Source organism: Sulfurimonas sp. (assembly GCF_028713515.1).
GTDB lineage: Bacteria > Campylobacterota > Campylobacteria > Campylobacterales > Sulfurimonadaceae > Sulfurimonas.
This window is the reverse complement of record NZ_JAQTOD010000002.1, coordinates 88,003-112,105: the sequence shown is the minus strand read 5'-3', so window position 1 is coordinate 112,105 and position 24,103 is coordinate 88,003. Positions and strand designations below refer to the sequence as shown.

The window sequence follows — 24,103 nt, the reverse complement described above, 5'->3', positions numbered from 1 at the left end:
CAAGTTTAGTCGTTGTGACCGTTTTTATCCCAGCCTTTATGTCTTCCATTGTCGTGGTGTTTGCGATGTTTATTATCTCTACGATCGTCATCCTCATAGACAACTCTCTCGGATGTGTTAGTTTTTTTAGTAGAGCCAGCTGCCGCACCTAACGCACCACCTGCACCACCTCCGATGATAGCACCATTTTTACCGCCAACAGCTGAACCAACAGCTGAACCAACACCAGCTCCAACCATACTTCCTAGTACGGCATTCCCATCTATGTCCCCACCGAAAGAGAGAGTCACTGTTGTGACTAACGCAAGAATTAAATTAATTTTTTTCATATAAGTTTTCCTTTATGTAAACTGGTTCATTGTAGCCAAATATAACTAAAACTTGAAACTCTCTTTTTTAAGCAGATGAAACTCTGTTGCTGCTTTGTTCTCTTTTAAGCCAAGAGAATCTAGCGCGACTGGATTTACTAGAAAGTATCCAAGAACAACATCTACCCTATCGTCTGATTCGATTCTAAAAGCTCTGTTAATAGTTCTTTTTTCATTAGCTTTTAACATTGTGTCTTTGATAACTTCATTTGCAACCCATGGCATCGCAGGTTTTCCATCCTTGCCTATCACTCTGACGAAAACCTCTTTTTCGAGCTCTATGGTTTTATTTGCTCTTACTACGCTAATTTTTAAAACAGCCAATCTAAGGGGGTGCATTAAAAGAGCATGTGATGTTTGGTTGTCAACAAAGATATTAAAGTCATCACTGTTTTTTTGTATAGAGATAACAATATGCTTCTCTAGCATTTCGTGGTTAAAGTGAGCTCCGGCAAAGCCATGGAATGAGTGAGTTTTTGTATCATTTACAGTTGAAGCACTCCCTTTTACTTTTGGCATATGACAACTTACGCAATTTGCATAGTTCATTACCTCGTTTTCATTTGTAGAGCAGATGTTTAACTCAAATTGATTTACATTGTGTGAGTGACATCCGATGCACACATTTCCATTTTTAAAATGCTCGTTTTGTGTTGTTATAATCTTGTGATACGAGGACTCTTTAAGATTCTCTTTTGAGATATCTGAGCTACTTTTTGAACTAAAATAACTCTTCATAGTTTTGCTCATAATATTTGTATTGCTCTGTTTATGTTTCTCGATGTCTTGTATGCGGTGACAATAAGCACAACTGATGGCTTCTTGATGTGTTTTGTTGTTAACATCTGGCATAGCCTTTTCACCCTTTGTTAACATTTTGTCTAGATTGTTAGCCGCTGGAGTATGACACTTCCCACAAGAGTACTGTTCAAGTTTTGTATTGTGTGGATGTTTATCCCATATGACTTTATGTATGGCGTCTTTGTCTGGTGTAGAGTTTGCGTGCATGGAGCCATAATACTCATCATAAATCTGTGTGTGACAAGTTTGACAATCCTTACTTGGGGCAAATTCATGTGCCCCGTCATTTGCGAAAAGGGCAAAAGCTAGAGTGAAAAGTAGAGATAAAATTTTCATAAATTTCCTTTGGTTGTATTAATCTGAAAGTATAACACTTATTTTTTTTAATACTTAGTAAGTTTAGTGTTATAAAAGAGCGCTGATGATACAATCTGAACATGAATTTAAAAGAATTAAAAGAGAAATCAATTTTACTTTTTGGTAAAAGTCGTGCTTTTAGTAGTGACGAGTTTGAATCACAACTAAAGTTTCATAAGATCAAGCTTGTTAGCAAGGTTGATGATAGTGTTGCACTCGTGGTTGATGGCAGAATGATGACGCCGTATGAGCAAAATGAAAGTGATGCACTTTATGAGCGAAAGACGGCTACTTTAGAGTTTATATCTATTGATGTTTTGGAAAATGAGCTGGCAAAACATATAGATGCGGATACGCTTTTGATGAGCTTGAAACTTAGCAAAAACAGAGAGAGACTAAAGAGTTTTATACAAAATCCAATCCTTAACGATGAGCTTTTTTTTAGACTTTTAAAGATGTACTCATGGAGTAATGAAGATTTTTTTGAAAATGATGATAACCGCGATGTTAGTGCCGCGCTAATATCACGCTTTTATGAAAATATTGAGAGAAATCATAATGTTCAGTATGCAACTACGGGTATTTTCCATCTTGTCGGACAGACTAAAAGTGCGGTGCTTTTAAGGGCTATCTCACTACTTGAGCCTATAAAGTTTCATCCTAAGATAGAGTGTGCAATTGCCATGAGCCCAGAGTGTGACGAGGAGATGCAAGAGTATTTTTTCAAGAAAGCAAAAAATCCTAGAGTACTAGAAGCTCTCTCACTAAATGAAAACTTGAAACCGTCTCTTGTAGAGGAATTTTTAAGAGATGTTGAACTTGGAAAAAATGTAGCAAAAAGTATAAGATTAACAGATGAACTTTTTATTCTTTGCAAAAATCAAAAAATAGATTTGGCGTTAAATGAAACTCTAACTTTAAAAATGCAAGAGGAGCTATTTGCTCTTGGCGATAAAAAAGTAAATTGTGCCTTGGCTCTTAATGATAATCTTCATCAAAAGATTTTAAATATGCTCTTAAAAAGTAGAGATAAAAGTATTCTATCGAGCATATATGCAAACAAGGCAGCTCCTACAGAGATACTTCAAGCGGCATATAAAAATGGTGAGTATCTTGAAGAGTTGGCAAAAAATGAAAATACACCGATAGAGATTTTATACCAATTACAGCTCGATAGCAGATATGAGAGAGCGGTAAAAACAAATGCTGGATTTGGTAGACATATCCAAACAGAAAATATAGGATGGGAAGTATGAAGGCGACTGAGTTAATAAGCATAATAGGCTCTTTGGTAGAGCAGAGGGTTCCAACATTTTTATGGGGTGCACCAGGGATTGGAAAATCTTCCATCATTAAGCAGATAGCAAAAGATAGCAAAATTGGTTTTATAGATTTAAGACTCTCACTTATGGACCCAACCGACTTAAAAGGAATCCCATTTTATGATAAAGAGTCACATACAGCACTCTGGGCACCTCCTGCTTTTTTGCCAAAAGAGGGTGAGGGGATTTTGTTTTTAGATGAGTTAAACTCCGCCGCACCATCGGTTCAAGCCTCAGCATATCAGCTTATCTTAGATAGAAAAATTGGCGAATACTCTCTTCCTGATGGTTGGGCAATAGTTGCCGCTGGAAACCGCGAGGGAGACAGAGGGTTAACTTACAGGATGCCAAGTCCACTAGCAAATAGATTTGTTCACTTTGAGATGAGTGTTGATGTTCAAGATTGGCGGTTTTGGGCATTTAAAAATGGGATTGATGAGAGCATTATCTCATACATATCATACAAAAATGAACATCTGTTCACATTCGACGCTAAGAGTGATGCAAAAAGTTTTGCAACTCCGAGAAGCTGGGAGTTTGTAGATAGTATACTAAAAAGTAAAATATCAAAAGAGCTACTTTTGGAAACATTAGGCGGAGCAGTTGGCAAAGATGTTGCAGTCTCTTTTTTAGCATTTAGAAGAGTTAGTGCAAAGCTCCCTGACATCCAAAATATTCTAGAAAATGGAAACGGCAGATATAGTGATGAGGTTGATGTGCTTTATGCTCTTTGTGTTGGACTCGTGAGTGCATATTTGCGAGATGCAAGTGACGAGAAGTTGGATAATCTGCTGAAATACACTCTGGAGATGAAAAGTGAATTTGCCGTCATGATAGTTCAAGACTTGCAAAGAAGTGGCGTAAATATGGAGCACTCAGAACTCTTTAGGGCATGGGTTAAAAAGTTTGCTTATCTACTTGAATAAGATAAAACACCCTTTTTCACTATTTCAAATAAAACAAACATGCTGATACCTGTACCAAAGGCGATGAGCCAATTAGACAGAGACGGTGGAGCAAATGAGAAGTAGATAGCGATAGATGGCATTATGGTGATGGCCATTAGGCTTAAGAGTGTAGTGGAGATAACCCAGAGGCCGATAGTGGAAACAGCGGTAAATGATTGACGAAAAGAGTGCTCATGTGATCGACTGTTAAAGATTAGAACCGTATTTGCACTAGCGAGAGCTATAAAAGCCATGGCGCGAGCCTCTGCCACATCGACACCGACGCTCAGTGATGTCGAGTAGAGCAGGGCAACGGCGATGGCAGCAAGACCACCTTGCAGCAGACTAAGTATAAGATGTTTTGATGAAATCAGATGCTCATGAGAGAGTCTTGGAGGGTGTGCCATAATATCTGCTGAGGCTTCTTCTGCCTCAAACACAACAGAACATGCAGGGTCAATAATCAGTTCTAAAAAGACAATATGAATCGGTGCGAGAACTAGTGGCAAGCCAAAGATAATGGGGAGAATTGATAGCCCAATGATGGGAATATGCACGGCGATTGTATAAATCATAGCGTGGCGCAGGTTGTTAAAGATGCGTCTGCCAAGTTTGATTGCCTCAACTATGGCGCCAAAATTATCTTCTAGTAAAACAAGGGAGGCGGCCTCGCGGGCAACATCTGTTCCTCTTTTTCCCATAGCTATGCCAATATGAGCAGATTTAAGGGCTGGAGCATCATTGACTCCATCGCCGGTCATAGCAACGATTTCGCCATTACTTTTTAGTGCTTCCACTATTTGTAATTTCTGCTGAGGTGATACACGGGCAAAAACAGAGGCTTTTTGTATACAAGCTGCCAATTCATCTCCATGGAGAGTTTCTAGTTCTGCCCCTGTTATGACGGTTGTTGAGTCAATCCCTGCCTGTTTAGCTATTGCTTTTGCGGTTCTTGGATGGTCACCAGTAATCATGACGATGCGAATGCCTGCACTGCGACACTCAACTGCAGCTTGTGGAACTTCATCACGCAACGGATCTGCAAGCCCGACAAGACCTAAAAATTCAAATTCAAAGTCATGTTGGATGGCTGGCCACTCTTCCCCAATATGAACTGCTTTAGCTACTCCCAGAACACGCAACCCTTGATCCGCCATTGCTGCCACTTGCTGCATAATTTCATCTCTTTTTTGAGCATCAAGATGACAAAGGTCAATAATTGCTTCAGGAGCTCCTTTAGTTGCTACCGGATGGTGATGCTGCTTTTGAATCTGCCATAAATGTGACATAGCCAAGAGGTCTGGAGCCAGTTCATACTCTTTAGTTAGATTCCAATCAAAGTGAAGATGCTCGGTGTGGAGTAAATATCTATTTGCTAGTGTATAAAAAGCTTTTTCCATAGGATCATGAGGGTCAGTTTGGCTGGCTAGGATGCAATATTCAACAATCTCATGAAAATCTTCAGGGAGCTCATCTAGATTAGCAATACTTAAAAATTTATCCCTAAGCGCCAGTGCGGCGACCGCCATCTGATTTTTGGTTAGAGTTCCTGTCTTATCAACACATAAAACAGTCGTTTTACCTAGCGTTTCAATAGCGCTAAGACGACGAGTGAGAACATTATGCTGTGCAATACGCCTAGCACCAAGTGCCATGAAGATAATCATAATAACGGGAAATTCTTGAGGAAGTATTCCCATGGCAAGTGTAATACCTGCCAATATTCCCTCTAGCCATCCTCCACGAAACAGAACAAATAGAATAATTACGACAAAACATAGAGCTATGCCAACAATTGCAAGATGCTTGGTTAGCAGAGCGGTCTCTTTTTGTAGAGGAGATGCTTCATTTTCGATACTCTGCAGAGATTTACCGATTTTTCCAAGTTCAGTAAGTGCACCGATGGCAGTTACTTCAATGATAGCTTGACCTCTGATAGTGAGTGTTCCAGCGTAGAGTTTGTTGTTTGAGGGATCATCGGCATATTTGGCAATAGCAACTGATTCGCCACTAAGCATAGACTCATCAGCGGCAAGGTCATGCGAGGAGAGAATGAAACCATCTGCAGGGATGCGGTCTCCCTCGTTTAAGATAAGAGTGTCGCCACGAACAACCTCTCTGCCTGATATTCGAATTTGTACTCCATCACGAATAACCAGAGCGCGAGGGCTAGAGAGATCACGAAGTGCCTCAAGGACTTTTTCTGTTCGTCTCTCTTGAATAATAGTAATTCCCATAATGACAAAGACAAATCCCAGCAAGATAACGGCTTCATGAGCATCCCCCATGATGAGATAAATCCCTCCGGCAGACAACAGAAGCAGAAACATCGGCTCACGCACAACTTCAAGAATTATCTTAAAAGTAGAGCGGTTATGTTTTATCTCTAGCTCATTAAAACCTTCTTTATTGCGTCTTTGAAGTGCTTCGACAGCGCTAAGACCATGAGGTAGTTTATTTTCGTTCATGCACAATTGTACTACAAAGTCTAGATAATTTTAGATTAGAAAAAATTCCAACTTATAAATTGAGTATATTTAATCAATACAAAACATGACCTACACCAAATTCTTTGAATAAAAATAACAGATATCTGTATAAACTTAGAGCTTAAATATTCATTTTAAGTTGTTGTCAAATCTTAAAGTTTTTTATATCTATTTTGCAACTCTTTCGCCTTCTCATAACTCTCTTTCTGAGCTTCTACTATTTCGTCAAAAGCTAAACCTTTCATAACTGTTTCGTAGAGGTTTGGCTTGAATTTTTCCCAATTATAGAGCGTTTTAATATCCACATTTAAAAATCCTGCAATATCTCTTTTTGTCATAAATTACCTTTTTAAGAAGCAACTTACAAGTCTCTTGATGATAAAACAACATTAGAATTATTCCATTTAAATATATTTAAACAAGTAATAATTCTATGTATGTATAATTTGCTCTGCAATAATTACTTGTAATTATTAAAAAAGAGGGAATAATGACTCCACAAACAAAATCAAAAGAGCGTGTTAGGGATTTAGCGGAGGTTTATACGAGTGAGCGAGAAGTACATGCTATGCTTGACCTTACAAAAAATTTCTCTGAAAAGATTGAGACCAGATATTTGGAACCTGCATGTGGAAATGGGAATTTTTTAGTAGAGATACTCAAACGCAAGCTCCACACAGTAACTAGTAAATATAAAAAACAGCAAGATTTTGAATTTTACACTATAAAATCACTTGCAAACATTTATGGAATTGATATTTGCCAAGAGAATATAAATGAAGCAAAAGCCAGACTTCATGCTCTTGTCATAGAACACTACTCCTTTTCACAAAACACAAAAAAGCCATATAGCGGATTTTATAAAAGTGTAGATTTTGTGTTAAACAAAAATATTCAAGTAGGCGACACGCTTAACCCTCAAAACAACATAATCTTTACAGAATTTACATCCCCTAAACTCTACTTTTTCAAAAGAAGAGAGTTTTTGTTTCGTGATTTGAGTATGCAAAACAGCTATCTTTTCAAACTGCGACCTATTCAAGAACATATGATTACAAAGTATTTGGAGCTAGATTATGTTGGTTAGCAATATTACAGGTTCACACACTCCAGATATACTTGATTGTCTCTCCAACCTAAGCAGTGACGAGGTTTTTACTCCGCCAAAGATTGTAGCTGAAATGTTGGATTTGTTACCACAAGAATTGTGGTTGAATCCTGAAATAAAGTTTTTAGATCCAAGTGTAAAATCGGGCGTATTTTTGCGAGAGATTGCAAAAAGACTCTTAGAAGGATTAAAAGAAAAAATACCAAATGAGCTAGAAAGAAAAGAGCATATTTACAAAAATATGGTTTTTGGGATGGCAATTACTGAAATAACATCGCTGATTTCAAGACGAAGTTTGTACTACACAAAAAATGCAGACAATGCAGAGTTTTCAGTTGTAAAAATGGATAAGAAAGATGGAAATATCATCTATAAGCATACGCAACATGAGTACAAAGATGCTAAATGTGTTTATTGTGGAGCTGTAAAAGGCGTGTTTGATGATAATAGTTTGGAAAATCACGCTTATAGATTTATACATAAAGAGATGAAAGAGGAGTTTAGAGATATGAAATTTGATGTAATCGTAGGGAATCCGCCGTATCAACTCTCAGATGGAGGACATGGAGCAAGTGCTTCACCGCTTTATCATAGGTTTGTGGAACAGGCAAAAGCTATGAATCCAAAATATCTCACAATGATTATCCCAAGCCGTTGGTTTGCTGGTGGAAAAGGGCTTGATAGTTTTAGAGAGTCAATGCTCAATGACAAACGCATCAAAGAACTTGTAGATTATCCAAATGCAAGTGAGTGTTTTCCAGGAGTAGAAATTAAAGGCGGTGTTTGTTATTTTCTCTGGGATAAAAATCATAATGGCGATTGTAATGTGAGGACAATATCCAATGGTACCGCACTATTGCCTATGCAAAGGGCACTCAATGAAAATGATGTTTTTGTAAGATTTAATGAAGCAATTTCAATTCTAAATAAAGTAAAGAGTAAAAATGAAGTAACTTTAGATACACAAGTTTCTTCACGAAAACCATTTGGTTTACCAACAAATTTTAAAACTATAACAACTAAAAAAATTGATGGACATTATAAGATATATGGCAATAAATTTATTGGTTATGTTAATCCAGTACACATTGTAAAAAATAATGAGTGGATAGATATGTATAAAGTTTTAATATCAAAAGCATACGGTGCAGGTGAAGGTTATCCTCATCAAATCATAGGAAAACCTTTTTTTGTTGAACCAAATTCAGTATGTACTGAAACATATTTAGTGGCAGGCTATTATGATAATATTGAAAAAGCCTTAAATCTAGAAAAATATCTAAAAACAAAATTTGTAAGGTTTTTAATCTCTTTGATCAAATCTACTCAAGATATGCCATCAAAGACTCTTATATTTGTTCCAAAACTAGATATGAAAATAGAGTGGAGCGATAAAAAACTTTATGAAAGATATGCACTTACAAAAGATGAGATAGCTTTTATAGAGAGCATGATTAAGGAGATGTTGTAATGGCAAAAGAGAACATCGCCGCTCCTGTAAAGCCAAAAATCTATGCCTATACAACACCAGAATTTAAACACAAAGGATTTCTGAAAATTGGCTATACCACCAGAGATGTTGATGTGCGAATCTCTGAACAGTTTCCTACAAAATCTCCACATAAAAATCCTTATGAGATACTCTTAGATGAAGTTGCCGTAGATGATAATGATCTATTTTTTGACGACCATGAAGTGCATAGAAGATTGGAACAAAAAGGTTTTGAGAGGGTTAATGGCGAGTGGTTTAAATGCAATGTCAAAGATATAAAAAGTGTTATCAATGAGATAAAATCCAACACAACAGTGCAACAAACAAGAGCATCAAACTTTCCCATGAGACCAGAACAAGCCGAAGCAGTAAGAGTAACAAGTGAATATTTTGACAGATATTCAAAATCAAAAGAGAAAAAAGCTCCACACTTTTTGTGGAATGCAAAAATGCGATTTGGAAAAACATTTGCAAGCTATCAATTAGCTCTCAACATGGGATGGACAAAGATTTTGGTACTTACTTATAAGCCAGCTGTACAAAATGCATGGAGAGAAGATTTGGCTTCACATGTAGATTTTGATGGTTGGCAGTTTATCGGAAGTGGAGAGAGTTTTGATGGCATAGATGAGAGTAAACCATTTGTTTGGTTCGCTTCATTTCAGGACATTTTAGGCAAAACAAAAGATGGAAAAATAAAAGAGAGACTTGAAGCTGCACACTTGACTGATTGGGATTGCTGTATTTTAGATGAGTATCATTTTGGGTCATGGCGAGATAGTGCAAGAGACTTGTATGATGGCGATCCGAGCGAGCAAAAAGAGTTTAAAAATGAAGATAAACTTTTAGATGAAGAGCTCAATGAAGAGGTTTTTCCACTAAGTGTAAATGCTTTTTTGTACCTTTCTGGCACGCCGTTTCGTGCAGTTTCTTCGGGGGAGTTTTTGGAAGATCAGATATTTAACTGGACTTATTCAGATGAACAAAGAGAAAAAACTCTTTGGAATGAGAAGCTTCAAGGTGAAAACCCTTATGCTTCTTTACCTCAAATGACGCTCATGACTTATCAAATGCCTGAAGATATACGAGAGGTAGCACTCAAGGGAGAGAATAACGAGTTTGATTTGAGTGAATTTTTCAAAGCAGAAAATGAAATTTTTAAGTATGAAAATGAGGTGCAAAAGTGGCTTAATCTTATTAGAGGACAACACATGTCTGCTAACCCGATAGCAGGAAGTGACGCAATAAAACCGCCGATACCCTTTGAGGATACGAGACTTTTGAATACGCTATTGCATACTTTTTGGTTTTTGCCCTCTGTGGCTTCATGTTTTGCAATGGACAAGTTACTTAAAGCCAAGGTAAATACATTTTATCATGATTATCATATAATAATTGCCGCTGGAGCGGGGGCAGGAATAGGAGAAAAAGCTTTACCTCCTGTAAAAAAAGCGATGAAAAATCCACTGAAAACAAAAACAATAACGCTTTCATGTGGAAAACTTACAACAGGTGTCTCCGTGCCTCCATGGAGTGGAATTTTTATGCTTCGCAATACATCAAGTCCAGAAACCTATTTTCAAGCCGCATTTCGTGTACAAACACCGTGGAGTGTGAAAAATATAGATAAAAAATCACCAAATAAATCTGAAATATTAAAAACAATATGTTATGTTTTTGATTTTGCACCAAACCGTGCTTTACAGCTCATCTCTGAATATAGTGCAAGACTTGATTTAAAAGATACGAGTAGTCCTGAAAAAAGAGTAGAAGAGTTTATAAAATTTTTACCAGTACTTTGTTATGACGGCTACTCAATGACAGAACTTAATGCAGGAGAATTGCTTGACATAGTAGCTTCAGGAACAGCTTCAACCATGCTTGCAAAAAGATGGCAAAGTGCTCAACTGGTAAATGTAGACAATATGACGCTTGAAAAACTTTTAAACAATGATATAGCTATGGATGCCTTAGAAAATATAGAAGCGTTTAGAGGTTTGTCTAAGGATATAAAAAAAGTTATCTCATCTGAAAAAGCACTAAACAAAGCCAAAAAAGAAAAAAGTGAGCTTACGCAAAAAGAAGAAAAAGAGAAAAAAGAGAATCAAGGATTTAAAAAAATTCTTAGAGAAAAGCTTATCAAATTTGCCACTAGAGTGCCTATTTTTATGTACTTGACCGATAATCGCGAAGAGACACTTCAAGATGTTATTACGGAGCTTGAGCCTGAGCTTTTTACAAAGGTAACAGGTTTGAAAGTTAAAGATTTTGAGCTTCTTGCTGAGATTGGTGTTTTTAATTCACAAGTTATGAACTCTGCAATTTTCGCTTTTAAAAGATTTGAAGAGGGGAGTTTGACTTATGCTGGTGGAGATAAACTAAGTGAATATGTTGGCGGATACGATGCTATTGTGGCAAGGACTGAATTAGCTGAAATAAACGATGGAATAATGTAGATTAACCAATTTCGTTGTACGATAATGATATAAATTTTCATCAGGAGTTTGTTATGGCTAGAGTTGGTAATTCGATTATTAAGGGCATAGATATCAAAGAACTTGTTGAGCTGCTTAATAGGGCTTATGCAGATGAATGGTTGGCTTATTATCAATATTTTATTGAGAGTAAAGTTGTTAAAGGCATTATGAAGGATGCTGCTATTGTTGAGTTGAACCAGCATGCGGCGGATGAGCTAAGACATGCTACAATGATAGCGGATAGGATTATTCAGCTTGGCGGAACGCCGCTTTTGCATCCAAAAGAGTGGATGAAACAGACAAATTGCGGTTATGATAAGCCTAAGAATTTTGATGTTGTGGCAATACTTCAAGATGCTATAAATGGTGAACAGTGCGCCATCAAAACCTACTCAAACATAGTTGAATTCACAAAAAATAAAGACATAGTAACCTACGATATAGTTTCCCAGATTTTGGGCGATGAAGTGGGACATGAAGAGGATTTGCAAACACTTCATGATGATATAACTGAGTTTGTGCAGGATTTGAAAAAGAGTTTAGCAGTTTAGTTTTTTATAGATGGAAGTGATACATTTAGAGCAAAAAATATCTCAAGCTAAAGCAAAACTCCTAGTAAATTACCCATTTTTTGGTGTGATAGCATCTAAGCTTGAGTTGATTTTAAACAACGATATTCAAGCTTCCAAAAGCAATGGAAAAACGCTTGAGTATAACGAAGATTTTTTTGCCCGTTTAACCCTCGATGAGATGGAATTTATCTTTGCAAATGGCGCTATGCACGCTTCACTCTCTCATGAAAACAGACGAGGTCAAAGAAGTTCTTGGCTCTGGCAACTCTCTACCGACTACGCTATCAATGATATGTTAGTGGAAAATGGATTCTCTCGCCCAGATGAGGCGCACTACTCTAAAAGATTTGTCGGACTTTATGCAGAAGAGATTTACGAGCAACTCAAAGAGGATATTTTAAGAGATGAGCTCGAATATGAAGCTGATGATAAGGATGACATAAAGAGTGATGAGCAAAATCAAAATGAAGATGAACAAAAAAACAAAACTCCTCAAGAGAGTGAAAATGGCGGACTAAAAGAGCAACTTTTTATGGAGGAAGCCCTAGCGTTACTTGACGCAGAGATAAAAAAAGGAGATGCTCCAAAGGGCATAAACAGGTTTTTCAATCTCTCTTACAACAGCAAGATAGATTGGCGAGATGAGCTAAAAGTCGCGCTAGAGCGGTTTCATAAAGATGATTTTACTCTTTTGCCACCGAGCAAAAAGTTTTTGCATATGGGAGTTTACCTGCCATCTTCCACTAGTCAAAGAGTTAAACTTGTGATTGCGGTAGACAGTTCAGGCTCGGTTGATGAGAAACTTTTAAACACTTTTTTAAATGAAGTAGATTTTATGATGAGTTTAGTTCAAAACTACCAGATAGAGCTTCTAGTCTGCGATGATAAAATCCGTTCCCATACAACTTTTTATAGCGGGGATACTTTGGAAGTAAACTTAATTGGTGGTGGAGCAACGGATTTTAGGGCAGTTTTTGAGTTTGTGGAAAAAGAGCTCGATGATGTAAATCTGCTACTATATTTTAGTGATTTAGATGGGATTTTTCCAGATAAAGAGCCGTTATACCAAGTTAAATGGATATCTCCAAAAGATACGACCGCGCCATTTGGGACTGTTTTGGTGATTGATTAGTCGTGTACAACTTGGTTCGTGCTGTTTTGCATTGCATTGTATAGTAGCATATCCGCTTTGCCAATCGTCTCATCTAGTGTATCTTCGCGGTTTAAGACAGCGCCGATAGATATTGTGAAGTTTATTTTTTCATTTTTACTTGTGGTTGTTGTGTGATTTTGCACATTTGTTTTTAGCTCTTCAAGCTTTTCAAGGATTTCATCTTCGGTTGTGTTCTTTAGTACGACACAGAACTCTTCGCTATTGAATCTAGCGACCATATCATCCGGATTTATGGTTGCTCTTAGGACATCAGCTAGGCTAACTATAGCGCTATCTGCGGCATCATGACCAAATGTGTCACTAATCTTTTTGAAGTTATCTATGTTTATTATAGCAATGGCAAACTTCTCATTCTCATCCACTGCTTTTTTAAAGTACCCATCAATATTTTCATAAAAGTATCTTCTATTATAAAGACCTGTTAAAAAATCTCTATTTGTATGATTTGTTATGATTTGAATATTCTCAAGAGCTTCTATAGAGTTGTTTATGCGACATGAAAACTCCTCTTTGGAGAAAGGCTTTTTGATGTAGTCGTTCGCACCACTTTTTAAGAATATAGCAGTTGTTTCATCGTCAGAGTCAGAGGAGATGGCAATAATGCCAACATCGTTTTTGTTATGCTCCTTTCTGATTTCTCTTGTTAGCTCTAATCCGTTCATAACTGGCATATTGTAGTCTGTTAAAACTAGACTTATATCTTGATTTGAGTGAATCATTCCAAGGGCTTCCTCTCCATGGGCTACGGTTATTACTTTGTAAAACATATTTTCAAGCATACCTTGTATCTGTTTTCTAAATACGAGAGAGTCATCAACAACCAATATTTTATGATTTTTATTTTTCTTTAGCCTTTTTATAGACTGAATAATATAGTTAACATCATCCACTCCACCCTTATTTACATAATCTATAATATTTTTTTGAAGCATCTTTTTTCTAAACTCTTTGTCTATATTGCCACTTAAAACTATAACACGATTGTTTTTTTCTAAAATATAATCAACAACTTCGCCATTTGGAGCATCAGGTAGATTTAAATCAGTAAGTATTAAAAAATAACTATATTTTTTTGTAAAGAGTTTTGCTTCAGAAAGAGAGTGTGCGATATCAACTTCTAGACTAAGTTCGGAACTAATTTTTTTTGCCATTAATTTTGCTAGCGTTTTGTTGTCTTCGATTATTAAAATTCTTTCCATTTTTTTTGATTCCTAAATTGTATTGGTCAAAAATTTTACCATTTTTTATCTCTATTTTTAATTACTGTTGATAGAGTGTTGTTTATGGATTTAACAAACAATATTTTAGAAAAATTAAAAGATAAAAAGAGTGTTTTTTTAACAGGTGGTGCTGGAGTTGGAAAGACAACAATTACAAAAAATATCATAAAGCACTATGAAGATGATGCAAAAAAAGTTGCAAAACTAGCCTCAACTGCAATGGCGGCAACCCTTATAGATGGACAAACGCTTCATAGTTTTTTGGATTTTGGAATTGCCGGAAATTTAAAAGAGTTAGAACTAAACGGTAAGCTTGACATCAGCAAAAAAGTTAAAAAAGTACTCTCTAGTATGAGTCTTCTTGTTATAGATGAGGTTTCAATGGTGAGTGATGCACTTTTAGAGATGGTGCATCTAAGACTGCTTCAAGCGGACTTTAAAGGTTCACTTTTGATAGTTGGCGATTTTTTACAGCTTCCACCAGTTGTTCGTGGTTCATCTGAAGTTAGGTTTGCATTTGAGTCATCATCATGGAGTAAATTTGCGTTTGAAGTGGTGGAACTAACTCATATTTATAGAACCGACGATAAGGATTTTATAGAGCTTTTAAAGGATATTAGAAGTGGATATGTTGATGAGAATGTTCATAATATTTTGAATGAGTTCATAAAACCTCTGCCGCAAGATTTGAGTCAGTTTACATTTCTTTTTGGGAAAAATGAGTCGGCTTCAAGGCACAATAAAAATCAGTTGGAGTTCATTGAGAGTGAGCTTTTCATAAAAATAGCCGAGGTTGTAAAACATCAAAAAAGTGTCAAAGATGCTGAGATTGAGAGGTTTATGAGTGATGCAAGAGTTGATAAAAACCTAGAGTTAAAACTAGGCGCCCCCGTACTTTTTACAAGAAACGCATGGAACTACTTTAATGGTGAGAGAGGTTTGGTTGTAAAAATAGAGAGCGAGTTTGTATATGTTAGGAAAAGTGATGGTACAGTTGTAAAACTTGAAGCAATTGCCCAAAGTAAGAAGTCATGGATAGAAAAATCAATTGGCTCAAAAAAAGAGATTGTAGAGGAATCGCTATTTAGCGTCTATCAGTTCCCTATAAAACTAGCATTTGCCATAACAATACACAAGTCACAAGGCATGAGCATTGAGGATTTGATTGTAGAGACAAATGAAATTTTTGCTCCATCACAGTTCTATGTAGCAATCTCAAGAAGTTCAAATCCAAAAAGATTAACACTTATTGCACCAAGAAAACAGTGGAGAGATATAGTTTTTGTAAACCAAAAAGCTTTGAGATTTGTAAGGGGCAGTTGAGTTATGTAACTGTTCAAATACCACTAGCATTAGCTCTATGACCAAATGTGGCAAATGGAATTGGTGAAAATACGGCTGAACTTAACAGTAAGCTTCAAAACTTAACTTATGCTAAATACTAAAAAATATATCCTACTAGACTCTTAGGCGGATATGATTTTTTGGATTCCTTGTAAAACTAAAAAAGCGAGTCTATTTTTCGTGTAGCAAGAACTTCTACAGATAAGTTTCACTATGCTCTTTTGCTACAAACAATACAAATCTCTTTGCCTCTTTTGTAAAAACTGTATTTTCAAAATCTAAAAGCATATGAGTTTTATCTTTAAGAATAATATCGTTTGTATGTTTATCTATTTTTCCATCTTTGGCAGAAAGTATTTCTTTAAAATAATTCATTGTTTCTTTTGTGTCAGATGTATCTATAAATATATCAAACCAGTTTTTACCAATTACCTCTTCAGGTAGATATCTATGATTATCTAGTAAATTAGACTCGAAATTAACTATGATTGCATTTTCATCTAAAACGGCTCTTAAGCACTCTTCGTTTGTAGGCACTTCAAGTTCATTGGTGTCACTGTTTTCCAATTGACTAACCATGTTTCTTCCACTCTCTTTAGATTTATACATAGCAATATCGGCTCTCTCTATTGTCCTTATTATGTCTTCGCCGGGAATATATATGGTGATTCCTATGCTGCAAGTAATATTTCCTACTATATCAAACTTGCTTTTTTCAATTTTCTGTCTTATGTGTTCGGCTGCTCTTAGAAGTGCTTCTTTAGATTTAGTTTTGATTAAAATTATAAACTCTTCACCGCCCCATCTGATTAAAAAATCATCTAACCTGATAGAGGATTTAATGTATTGTGAAAACTGCTGCAAGACAATATCTCCAGCATTGTGTCCATGTGTATCATTAACCTTTTTGAAAAAGTCAATATCAATCATTGCAACCCCGAGATAGGTGTGACTATCTAAACTCTTTATGATTGAAGCAATATTTTTATTGAAAAATTTTCTATTAAAAGCGTCAGTTAATTCATCTTTTTCTATTTTTTTAGATAAGTTAATTTTCTCAACCATAGTTGCACTTATATCTGTAAATGATATTAGGTATTGTTCCTCTTCAAATTGACTTATCGAAATATTAAATGTGTGAGATGCACCATCCGCATCTTTCATAGTAATAATTCTTGCATCGCCCGATAATGGTTCAATTGTTGTTATCCAATTTTTATTATTCGGAACTTTTTCTAAACTAAAATAGCCATTCGAAGCAATAAATCTTCCGCTAATATCTTCGCTGATTTTTCTAAATTCTTCTATGCTTTCTACGGCAAAGAAGTTTAATGTAGCTTCGTTTACCAACAAAGTCTTTTTGCCATCAGAAATAATAATTATGTTTTTTTGGATATCAAAAAGTTTTTGAAGTTTTCTATTTTTTTTGTCTAGCTGTTCGGTAAGAGTAGATATTGTGTCCTCTCTTCTTTTTATTAAACCAAACCCTATTGTAAGTAATATTAAAGTGAGAGCAGTTAAAAACAGAGTCAATATTTTGATTGAGCTATACATAAGTGAATGTTCAGATGATACATTACTTAAAAAGATAAAAGAACCAAGCTTCTTTTTTGATATATCCTTCATTGGCGCTAGTGAAACAAAATATGTGCCATCACCAAGATTTATATCCGTATTGTTTAACTTTCCATTTACGATATCATTTATCTCTTTTGGGATGATAGTGGTATTGTATTTGATATAGTCATTTTTTGTAGATATCTTATCGCTAAGCCTGTTTTTTACCTCTTTTGGTGCATCTGTAAATATCTCTTTTTTTACGGCTATAAATATCTGCGTGTCCAAAAGTTTTGAGAGACTCTCTATCGTCTTGCCTATATCTTTGCCAAACTCAATATACCCAATTTTCTTGCCATCTACAATCCATGGTTTTACGGCGCGAAGTGTATAGCTCTTCATAAGGCCAAACTCAAGTCCGCTTGAGAGTGAGTTTGTTTTTTGAGCATCTAGGAATGTAGCTCGTTTTATTGTATCGCCATCTTTGTTAAAGTTATGAACTCTTAAAAAGACTGTGCCATCATTTAAAATAAAATAGAAGTGCGTTAAGTCAATATCTTTGTTTAGCTTGTCAAATAGTGGTTTAGTTAAATCAAATAACTCTTTTTTATTTTTTGATTCAAATGATTTGATGATTGAGCTATCTGAGCCAACCATATCGATGAAGTTTGAAAAAACCTTTGTATCGTATTCGGATTCTAGCTCTAAATTATTAAAAAATTTATCAACTATATTTTTTTTATTTCCATGAATTGCAGTTTCTTGAAAATACATAAAACTAAATATAGTGATAATAAACATTGCAAGAACTGAGCCAATTAACGGAAAGTGTAAGTTTAATCTATATTTATTCATTTTTCCCAATTTTAATTTAGATATATACATATATATTATACAAAATTTATATGAATCAATCATTGACTCATCTCAAAATTTTTAATGTAAAAATAGCTTTATCTACTGTGAAAAGGTAATAAAGTATATGTGTTAGAGAGTTCTGCTTTTATAGCTATAATTAATGTTTATTTATCTATACGAGCGAGCATTGTGAATGAAAATGGTGCGCTATGCAGGATTTGAACCTGCGGCCTACAGCTTAGGAAGCCGTTGCTCTATCCAGCTGAGCTAATAACGCGAAGTGGAATTATATCTAATCTTGGAGAGAGTTTGATGGGGTGAAAAAAGGAACAAATTCCTCTTTTCTTTTTTTATAATTTTTCGCTATTTTTCGCCAAATATTCAGCAACGCCAGCAGTTGTTGCTTTCATGCCCTCATCACCTTTTACCCAACCAGCGGCACAAACTTCACCATGCTCATCGGTAAACTGCATTGCATCTACCATACGAATCATTTCGTCAATATTTCTTCCAAGGGGCAAGTCATTTATCACAGCATGACGAATCACACCTTTGCCATCAATTAAAAAACTTCCACGAAGAGCAACTGATTCTCCAAACAAAACATCATAATCTTTTGAGATCTGTTTAGTTAAATCTGCAACAAGTGGATATTTAACTCTTCCGATACCACCTTTTTCAATAGGAGTTTCTCTCCATGCAAAGTGTGAAAACTGGCTATCAACTGAAACACCAATAACATTTATGCCACGACTTTTAAAATCTTCAACTCTATGAGAAAACGCAATGATTTCAGATGGACATACAAAAGTAAAGTCAAGTGGGTAGAAAAATAGCACGGCACCTTTTGCACCTAAGTTTTTCATTAAGTTAAATTTTTCATCAATCGAGCCATCTGCCAAAACCGCCGTAGCCGTAAAATCTGGAGCTTTATTTGTTACTAACATATATAATCCTTTTAAGTTGTTTGTGCAATTTTAACGAAACTATAGTAATAGATTTATAATTAATTTAGCCATTTTATACGGTTTAAGAAATAATAAATATATGATATACTTGCGACGATTTACGGAGCTGGACTCTGTATCTCAATAAGGAAAATCGATGACAAAAGAGTATATATTTACTTCAGAGTCTGTAACAGAAGGGCATCCTGATAAGATGGCAGATCAGATTAGTGATGCAATTCTGGATTATATTATTGAACGAGATGCTAATGCACGCGTTGCGTGTGAGACACTAGTATCTAATGGTTTTTGTGTAATTGCAGGCGAATTAAAAACAACGGCTTATGCCCCGATGCAAGAGATTGCAAGAAAAGTTATCCAAGAGATTGGTTACACTGATGCAACTTATGGTTTTGATTATCGCTCAGCGGCAGTGCTAAATGGAATTGGTGAGCAATCAGCAGACATAAATCAAGGTGTTGATCAAGCTGGTGGTGAGATAGGAGCAGGAGATCAAGGTCTTATGTTTGGTTATGCTTGTCGTGAAACAGATGTTTTAATGCCACTTCCAATTCATTTGGCTCATAGACTAACTCAAAGATTGGCACAAGTTCGTAAAGAGGGAATTATTCCATATCTTCGTCCTGATGGAAAAGCACAAATAAGTGTTAAATACATAGACGGTATGCCGGTTTCAGTTGAGACTGTAGTTATTTCAACACAACACGCTCCAGATATACCTCAAGAGAAGATTCATGAAGATGTTATCAAAGAGGTTATAAGTAAAGTTATTCCGGCGGAGCTTATGAGTAAAGATGTTGTTTTTCACATTAATCCAACAGGTAACTTTGTAATCGGTGGACCACAGGGTGATGCTGGACTAACTGGACGAAAAATCATCGTAGATACTTACGGCGGAAGTTGTCCACACGGCGGCGGTGCTTTCTCTGGAAAAGACCCAACCAAAGTAGATAGAAGTGCGGCTTATGCGGCTAGACATGTAGCAAAAAACCTTGTTGCGTCAGGTGCTTGTGATAAAGCTACAATCCAAGTTGCTTATGCTATTGGTGTAGCGAAACCAGTTTCAATCATGGTTGATACGCACGGTACGGGTAAAGTTGAAGAGGAAAAAATAGAAGAGTGTGTGAAAGCACTTTTTGACCTATCTCCAAAAGGAATAATCACTTCACTTGACCTTCTTCGCCCAATATATAGAAAAACTGCCGCATACGGGCATTTTGGAAGAGAAGAAGATGGGTTCTCATGGGAAAAAACAGATAGAGCAGAAGATATCAAAAAATATCTAAACATTTAATAACAATTATCAAGTTTAGCAGTATGAAATTTGTTGCTTACAAAAGAGTAACAGATTCCTATTGTTACTTGTTCGAAAAAAGCTTTTTTAGCTATCTTTAAAAATCTTTAGCTAAACTTATCACGAAAATAAAATTAGGAGACTATTATGGCAGTAATTATTGGTGATACTTGTATTAACTGTGGTGCTTGTATTGACGAGTGCCCAGTAGAAGCGATTGTTGATGAGGATGATAATCCAACTGGAGAAGAAATTTATTATGTATATAGTGACAAATGTGTAGAGTGTGTTGGACATCATGATGAGCCGGCATGTGCTACTGCTTGTCCTACTGAAGGATGTATAACTTGGAGTGAAATTGGCGAAAGTCCATCTCACCGCGAAGATATTACTGATGCTCAGCGTTCAAACAGAGAACCTGTAGTAAAATAATTCCAATTACAAAGTGTTTTTCACTTTGTAATCCCCCATCTAAATCTTTTCAATCGATAAATTTTCCAATTTAATTTAAAACACACTCTTTTTCCGATATAATTCCACTCTAATTTTATATAATCAATAGGAGATTTTATGGAGCGTACTCTATCAATCATAAAGCCAGATGCTGTAGCAAAGGGTGTTGTTGGAAAAATCTTAGACCGTTTCGAGAGTAATGGTTTAAAAATAGCAGCAACAAGAAAGATTCAACTTTCTCGTGCAGATGCTGAAGCTTTTTATGCAGTTCATGCAGAGAGACCTTTCTTTGGAGACTTAGTTGATTTCATGATTAGCGGTCCAGTTGTTGTTTCGGTTTTAAAAGGTGAAAATGCAATGCAAAAAAACCGCGATCTTATGGGAGCAACTAACCCAAAAGAAGCAGCAGCAGGAACTATTCGTGCTGATTTTGCTGAAAATATAGATGCAAATGCAGTTCATGGAAGTGATTCTGTTGAAAATGCAGCTGTAGAAATTGCATTCTTTTTCTCAGAGAGAGAAATTTCATAATTTTTCATGCAGATAGCTCTAAGAAAAATAACTAAAATCCCGCTAGATTTCGAAGTAAAATCTGATGAAATAACTTTTAAAGGTTATTTGCAGTATGATTCCGGCAAATTAATTTTACTAAAAGCGAAATTAAGTGGGAAAATCACTACAGATTGTAATATCTGTGCTGATGAGTTTAAGTTAGATATTGATGAAGATTTAGAGCTTTTTATCTCAGATGGTCTTTATAAAAGTAGTGAAGAGTATCCTGAGGATATTATAGAAGTACTAAATTCCGTTGTTGATTTAGAAGAAATTATGAACTCAGAGATAGCGCTCATTAAGAGTGATTATCTATCTTGTGAGGGTTGTAAAACTAAATAGTGTTTGTTTTTTAGACAAGCTTTAGTAGCCAAAACGGCTTCAGTGAAGCAAAAGTTACTTTGTCTCTTTTGTAAGCTAATCAAATGAAAGGAAAATATCATGGCAGTACCAAAACGAAGAGTGTCTCATTCTCGCGCAGCAAAAAGAAGAACTCACTATAAGATTTCTTTAGCTCGTCCAATTAAAGACAAAGATGGAACATATAAGCTTCCACACCATATCAATCCAACGACTGGTGAGTATAAATAGTCAATGGTAAAAATTGCTATTGACGCAATGGGCGGGGACTTTGGTCCTGCTCCAATCATAGAAGGCACTATTCAGGCTTTAAAACAGAAGCTTTTCATTCCTATTTTAGTTGGAAAAAAATCAGAAATTTTACCTCTGTTACCGAAGCGTTATAGAGATAAGATTTTAATAGTTGAAGCCGATGATGTAATATCTATGCATGACTCAGCAACTGACGCAGTTAAAAGAAAAGAGAGTAGCATTTATAAGGCAGTTGATCTTGTAAAAAACGGTGAAGCTGATGGTGTCGTATCTGCTGGACATAGCGGAGCGACAATGACTCTAGCTACTCTTAGACTTGGACGCTTAAAAGGTGTTTTAAGACCAGCATTAGTAACTCTTATGCCAACAAAAAATTCTCGTAAATCAGTTGTTCTTGATGTTGGAGCAAATGTTGATTCAAAACCAGAACATCTGTTACAATTCGCTATAATGGGTGGATGCTATGCTGAAGATATGTTCAAAATATCAACCCCATCTATTGGCTTACTCGCGAATGGTGAAGAGGATTCTAAGGGTAATGAGCTAACAAAAACAACTTTTAAAATGCTTCAAGGCTATAAAGGCTTTAAAGGAAATGTTGAAGGTAGTGATATTTTTAATGCAAGTTGTGATGTTATAGTCTGCGATGGTTTTGTTGGTAATTTGGTGTTAAAAGCATCCGAAGGAGTAGCCTCAACGATAACAGGACTTATTAAAGAGTATATTAGAAAGTCTCCTATTGCTATAACTGGAGCACTTTTAATGAGAAAAGTGTTTAAGCTATTGAAAGAGCAGATGGACTATGCCGAGATTGGTGGTGCACCACTTATTGGAATTCATGGTTGTGCAATAGTAGGACATGGAAAAAGTAATCCAAAAGCTATAAAAAATGCAATTTTTCAAGCAATAAATTATGTAGATACTAATGTGAATGAGCATATTGTTGAGAGACTAGAGATGCTAAAGAGCAAGGAAGATTAATGATGTATGCAGCACTTCGTTCAATAGGTGCATATGCTCCTAGTAAAATATTAACAAATGAAGAACTCTCAGTAATGGTTGATACTTCAGATGAATGGATTATTAAGCGAACAGGGATTAAAGAGCGACATATTGCAGCTAAAGATGAATTTACTAGTGATATGGGCGTAAGTGCAGCAAATATCGCACTGGATAGAAGCGGAATAAATAGAGACGAGATAGATATGATTGTCTGTGCTACAATCTCACCTGATTATTTTTGTATGCCTTCAACTGCAACTATCATATCTCATAAACTCGATTTAAAAAATGTAACTGCATTTGATATCTCAGCAGCTTGTACTGGTTTTGTTTATGCTCTTTCAATAGCAAAAGCATTTATAGAGTCTGGTATGAAAAAGAATGTGCTTATAGTTGGAGCAGAAAAACTATCTGCGATAACTGACTATACAGATAGAGGAACATGCATACTTTTTGGTGATGGCGCTGGTGCTGCGGTAATAAGTGCAACAAAAGACAAAAGCGAAGCAATTATTGATATTCATACTGGTTCAGATGGAGAGTATGCAGATCTGCTAATGACGCCAAACGGCGGTAGCGGTTCAGCTCATGATTCGTTGGCACAAGAAGCTAGCAGCTGTTTTATGCAAATGAAGGGAAATGAGACTTTCAAAGTTGCAGTACGAACCCTAACAAAAGATGTTGAAGAAATTTTAGAGACAAATAATATAGATAGTTCAGAGATAAAGCATTTTGTTCCTCATCAAGCTAATCTTAGGATTATAAAAGCGGTTGGTGATGCATTAAAGTTAAAAGATGAACAGGTTGTTCTTACGGTTGAGAAGTATGGAAATACATCAAGCGCATCAATTCCAATGGCGATTAATGATGTTTACGAGAGTGGTAATCTTAAAGCTGGGGAGCTTATGTTGCTTGATGCTTTTGGTGGAGGCTTGACATGGGGAAGTGCTTTAGTTCCATTCTCGCCACTAAAATAATTTTTCAAAATTAAATAACACTTTTGCCAGATTTCTTCGTTGAAGTTTGGTTTTCTTTCGTCATATACTTACAGTATGCTCCTCAATAAAAACAAACTTCGCCTCAAACTATGACAAAATTTAGAATTTTAATTGTGAAAAAGGCTGTTTTTGCTATCT

Annotated in this window: 22 protein-coding genes and 1 tRNA gene; 15 read left to right on the top strand and 8 right to left on the bottom strand. The window is 35.9% G+C overall.

The genetic code is table 11. The annotated features are described in order from the left end of the window. Positions 1-5: 5 nt before the first annotated feature. Together PHV22_RS04725 and PHV22_RS04720 are read right to left on the bottom strand one after the other, a co-directional pair. Entirely contained in the window at positions 6-329 is a 324-nt protein-coding gene (locus PHV22_RS04725; protein ID WP_295022125.1) for a hypothetical protein, read from the bottom strand. A gap of 45 nt (positions 330-374) precedes the next feature. Beyond that, on the bottom strand, positions 375-1,505 hold the full coding sequence (locus tag PHV22_RS04720) for a multiheme c-type cytochrome (RefSeq protein ID WP_295022127.1): 1,131 nt from the start codon (positions 1,503-1,505) through the stop codon (positions 375-377). A gap of 101 nt (positions 1,506-1,606) precedes the next feature. On the opposite strand from PHV22_RS04720, the gene PHV22_RS04715 reads away from it, so the two are divergent. Next, positions 1,607-2,782: a hypothetical protein gene (locus PHV22_RS04715; protein WP_295022128.1), complete on the top strand. Its 1,176-nt coding sequence runs from the start codon at positions 1,607-1,609 to the stop codon at positions 2,780-2,782. Next, positions 2,779-3,774, top strand: a complete 996-nt coding sequence (locus PHV22_RS04710) for a MoxR family ATPase (protein WP_295022129.1) — start codon at positions 2,779-2,781, stop codon at positions 3,772-3,774. Before PHV22_RS04715 ends, PHV22_RS04710 begins: the two co-directional genes overlap by 4 nt. Here the strand turns inward: PHV22_RS04710 and PHV22_RS04705 are convergent. Both PHV22_RS04705 and PHV22_RS04700 read right to left on the bottom strand, forming a co-directional pair. Beyond that, the gene (locus PHV22_RS04705; RefSeq protein WP_295022130.1) at positions 3,759-6,263 is read right to left on the bottom strand and encodes a cation-translocating P-type ATPase; all 2,505 of its coding nucleotides are present in this window, start codon (positions 6,261-6,263) and stop codon (positions 3,759-3,761) included. The genes PHV22_RS04710 and PHV22_RS04705 overlap by 16 nt on opposite strands. A gap of 173 nt (positions 6,264-6,436) precedes the next feature. Then, positions 6,437-6,622, bottom strand: coding sequence for a hypothetical protein (locus PHV22_RS04700; protein WP_295022132.1), 186 nt, complete (start codon positions 6,620-6,622; stop codon positions 6,437-6,439). Positions 6,623-6,774: 152 nt separating this feature from the next. Here PHV22_RS04700 and PHV22_RS04695 point away from each other — a divergent pair, with 152 nt between their 5' ends. From PHV22_RS04695 to PHV22_RS04675, 5 genes are read left to right on the top strand one after another with little or no spacing between them, the layout of a single operon-like run. Then, on the top strand, positions 6,775-7,371 hold the full coding sequence (locus tag PHV22_RS04695) for a DNA methyltransferase (RefSeq protein ID WP_295022134.1): 597 nt from the start codon (positions 6,775-6,777) through the stop codon (positions 7,369-7,371). Next, positions 7,361-8,863, top strand: coding sequence for an Eco57I restriction-modification methylase domain-containing protein (locus tag PHV22_RS04690; RefSeq protein WP_295022136.1), 1,503 nt, complete (start codon positions 7,361-7,363; stop codon positions 8,861-8,863). The genes PHV22_RS04695 and PHV22_RS04690 overlap by 11 nt, the downstream gene beginning before the upstream one ends. Then, positions 8,863-11,340, top strand: a complete 2,478-nt coding sequence (locus PHV22_RS04685; RefSeq protein WP_295022138.1) for a GIY-YIG nuclease family protein — start codon at positions 8,863-8,865, stop codon at positions 11,338-11,340. The genes PHV22_RS04690 and PHV22_RS04685 overlap by 1 nt, the downstream gene beginning before the upstream one ends. A 53-nt stretch (positions 11,341-11,393) precedes the next feature. Continuing rightward, a complete protein-coding gene (locus PHV22_RS04680) occupies positions 11,394-11,912 on the top strand; it encodes a ferritin-like domain-containing protein (RefSeq protein ID WP_295022140.1) in 519 nt (172 codons plus the stop codon). Positions 11,913-11,928: 16 nt separating this feature from the next. After that, entirely contained in the window at positions 11,929-13,065 is a 1,137-nt protein-coding gene (locus PHV22_RS04675) for a VWA-like domain-containing protein (RefSeq protein WP_299946091.1), read from the top strand. On the opposite strand, the gene PHV22_RS04670 is transcribed toward PHV22_RS04675, so the two are convergent. Further along, positions 13,062-14,306: a diguanylate cyclase gene (locus PHV22_RS04670; protein WP_295022144.1), complete on the bottom strand. Its 1,245-nt coding sequence runs from the start codon at positions 14,304-14,306 to the stop codon at positions 13,062-13,064. The genes PHV22_RS04675 and PHV22_RS04670 overlap by 4 nt on opposite strands. A gap of 84 nt (positions 14,307-14,390) precedes the next feature. Here PHV22_RS04670 and PHV22_RS04665 point away from each other — a divergent pair, with 84 nt between their 5' ends. Beyond that, positions 14,391-15,650: an AAA family ATPase gene (locus tag PHV22_RS04665; RefSeq protein WP_295022146.1), complete on the top strand. Its 1,260-nt coding sequence runs from the start codon at positions 14,391-14,393 to the stop codon at positions 15,648-15,650. A gap of 216 nt (positions 15,651-15,866) precedes the next feature. Here PHV22_RS04665 and PHV22_RS04660 read toward each other — a convergent pair whose 3' ends face one another. The 3 genes from PHV22_RS04660 to PHV22_RS04650 all read right to left on the bottom strand — a co-directional run bounded on the left by PHV22_RS04660 (position 15,867) and on the right by PHV22_RS04650 (position 19,033). Then, positions 15,867-18,083, bottom strand: coding sequence for a diguanylate cyclase (locus PHV22_RS04660; RefSeq protein WP_295022148.1), 2,217 nt, complete (start codon positions 18,081-18,083; stop codon positions 15,867-15,869). Between the two features lie 203 nt (positions 18,084-18,286). Then, positions 18,287-18,363, bottom strand: a tRNA-Arg gene (locus PHV22_RS04655). 73 nt (positions 18,364-18,436) lie between these two features. After that, entirely contained in the window at positions 18,437-19,033 is a 597-nt protein-coding gene (locus PHV22_RS04650) for a peroxiredoxin (RefSeq protein ID WP_295022151.1), read from the bottom strand. 157 nt (positions 19,034-19,190) lie between these two features. Between PHV22_RS04650 and metK the strand changes: the two genes are divergently transcribed. The 7 genes from metK (at position 19,191) to PHV22_RS04615 (ending at position 23,944) form a co-directional block, all read left to right on the top strand. Further along, entirely contained in the window at positions 19,191-20,348 is a 1,158-nt protein-coding gene (gene metK, locus PHV22_RS04645; protein ID WP_295022153.1) for a methionine adenosyltransferase, read from the top strand. Between the two features lie 147 nt (positions 20,349-20,495). Continuing rightward, on the top strand, positions 20,496-20,780 hold the full coding sequence (locus tag PHV22_RS04640) for a 4Fe-4S dicluster domain-containing protein (protein WP_295022154.1): 285 nt from the start codon (positions 20,496-20,498) through the stop codon (positions 20,778-20,780). A 138-nt stretch (positions 20,781-20,918) separates the two neighbouring features. After that, positions 20,919-21,332, top strand: coding sequence for a nucleoside-diphosphate kinase (ndk, locus tag PHV22_RS04635; protein WP_295022156.1), 414 nt, complete (start codon positions 20,919-20,921; stop codon positions 21,330-21,332). Between the two features lie 6 nt (positions 21,333-21,338). Beyond that, complete coding sequence (locus PHV22_RS04630; protein ID WP_295022158.1) at positions 21,339-21,695, top strand: hypothetical protein; 357 nt, start codon at positions 21,339-21,341, stop codon at positions 21,693-21,695. A gap of 99 nt (positions 21,696-21,794) precedes the next feature. Beyond that, entirely contained in the window at positions 21,795-21,944 is a 150-nt protein-coding gene (gene rpmF, locus PHV22_RS04625) for a 50S ribosomal protein L32 (RefSeq protein WP_295022160.1), read from the top strand. 3 nt (positions 21,945-21,947) lie between these two features. After that, positions 21,948-22,946 (top strand): phosphate acyltransferase PlsX, encoded by a 999-nt coding sequence (gene plsX, locus PHV22_RS04620; protein ID WP_295022162.1) that lies wholly within the window; start codon positions 21,948-21,950, stop codon positions 22,944-22,946. Continuing rightward, positions 22,946-23,944 carry a beta-ketoacyl-ACP synthase III gene (locus PHV22_RS04615; RefSeq protein WP_295022164.1) on the top strand — a complete coding sequence of 333 codons (999 nt, stop codon included), beginning with the start codon at positions 22,946-22,948 and terminating at the stop codon, positions 23,942-23,944. The genes plsX and PHV22_RS04615 overlap by 1 nt, the downstream gene beginning before the upstream one ends. Positions 23,945-24,103: the final 159 nt, after the last annotated feature.

Bases quoted from the DNA above. Each gene is read 5' to 3' on its own strand.
- PHV22_RS04725 (WP_295022125.1), bottom strand. From the start codon at position 329: ATGAAAAAAATTAATTTAATTCTTGCGTTAGTCACAACAGTGACTCTC.
- PHV22_RS04720 (WP_295022127.1), bottom strand. From the start codon at position 1,505: ATGAAAATTTTATCTCTACTTTTCACTCTAGCTTTTGCCCTTTTCGCA.
- PHV22_RS04715 (WP_295022128.1), top strand. From the start codon at position 1,607: ATGAATTTAAAAGAATTAAAAGAGAAATCAATTTTACTTTTTGGTAAA.
- PHV22_RS04710 (WP_295022129.1), top strand. From the start codon at position 2,779: ATGAAGGCGACTGAGTTAATAAGCATAATAGGCTCTTTGGTAGAGCAG.
- PHV22_RS04705 (WP_295022130.1), bottom strand. From the start codon at position 6,263: ATGAACGAAAATAAACTACCTCATGGTCTTAGCGCTGTCGAAGCACTT.
- PHV22_RS04700 (WP_295022132.1), bottom strand. From the start codon at position 6,622: ATGACAAAAAGAGATATTGCAGGATTTTTAAATGTGGATATTAAAACG.
- PHV22_RS04695 (WP_295022134.1), top strand. From the start codon at position 6,775: ATGACTCCACAAACAAAATCAAAAGAGCGTGTTAGGGATTTAGCGGAG.
- PHV22_RS04690 (WP_295022136.1), top strand. From the start codon at position 7,361: ATGTTGGTTAGCAATATTACAGGTTCACACACTCCAGATATACTTGAT.
- PHV22_RS04685 (WP_295022138.1), top strand. From the start codon at position 8,863: ATGGCAAAAGAGAACATCGCCGCTCCTGTAAAGCCAAAAATCTATGCC.
- PHV22_RS04680 (WP_295022140.1), top strand. From the start codon at position 11,394: ATGGCTAGAGTTGGTAATTCGATTATTAAGGGCATAGATATCAAAGAA.
- PHV22_RS04670 (WP_295022144.1), bottom strand. From the start codon at position 14,306: ATGGAAAGAATTTTAATAATCGAAGACAACAAAACGCTAGCAAAATTA.
- PHV22_RS04665 (WP_295022146.1), top strand. From the start codon at position 14,391: ATGGATTTAACAAACAATATTTTAGAAAAATTAAAAGATAAAAAGAGT.
- PHV22_RS04660 (WP_295022148.1), bottom strand. From the start codon at position 18,083: ATGAATAAATATAGATTAAACTTACACTTTCCGTTAATTGGCTCAGTT.
- PHV22_RS04650 (WP_295022151.1), bottom strand. From the start codon at position 19,033: ATGTTAGTAACAAATAAAGCTCCAGATTTTACGGCTACGGCGGTTTTG.
- metK (WP_295022153.1), top strand. From the start codon at position 19,191: ATGACAAAAGAGTATATATTTACTTCAGAGTCTGTAACAGAAGGGCAT.
- PHV22_RS04640 (WP_295022154.1), top strand. From the start codon at position 20,496: ATGGCAGTAATTATTGGTGATACTTGTATTAACTGTGGTGCTTGTATT.
- ndk (WP_295022156.1), top strand. From the start codon at position 20,919: ATGGAGCGTACTCTATCAATCATAAAGCCAGATGCTGTAGCAAAGGGT.
- PHV22_RS04630 (WP_295022158.1), top strand. From the start codon at position 21,339: ATGCAGATAGCTCTAAGAAAAATAACTAAAATCCCGCTAGATTTCGAA.
- rpmF (WP_295022160.1), top strand. From the start codon at position 21,795: ATGGCAGTACCAAAACGAAGAGTGTCTCATTCTCGCGCAGCAAAAAGA.
- plsX (WP_295022162.1), top strand. From the start codon at position 21,948: ATGGTAAAAATTGCTATTGACGCAATGGGCGGGGACTTTGGTCCTGCT.
- PHV22_RS04615 (WP_295022164.1), top strand. From the start codon at position 22,946: ATGATGTATGCAGCACTTCGTTCAATAGGTGCATATGCTCCTAGTAAA.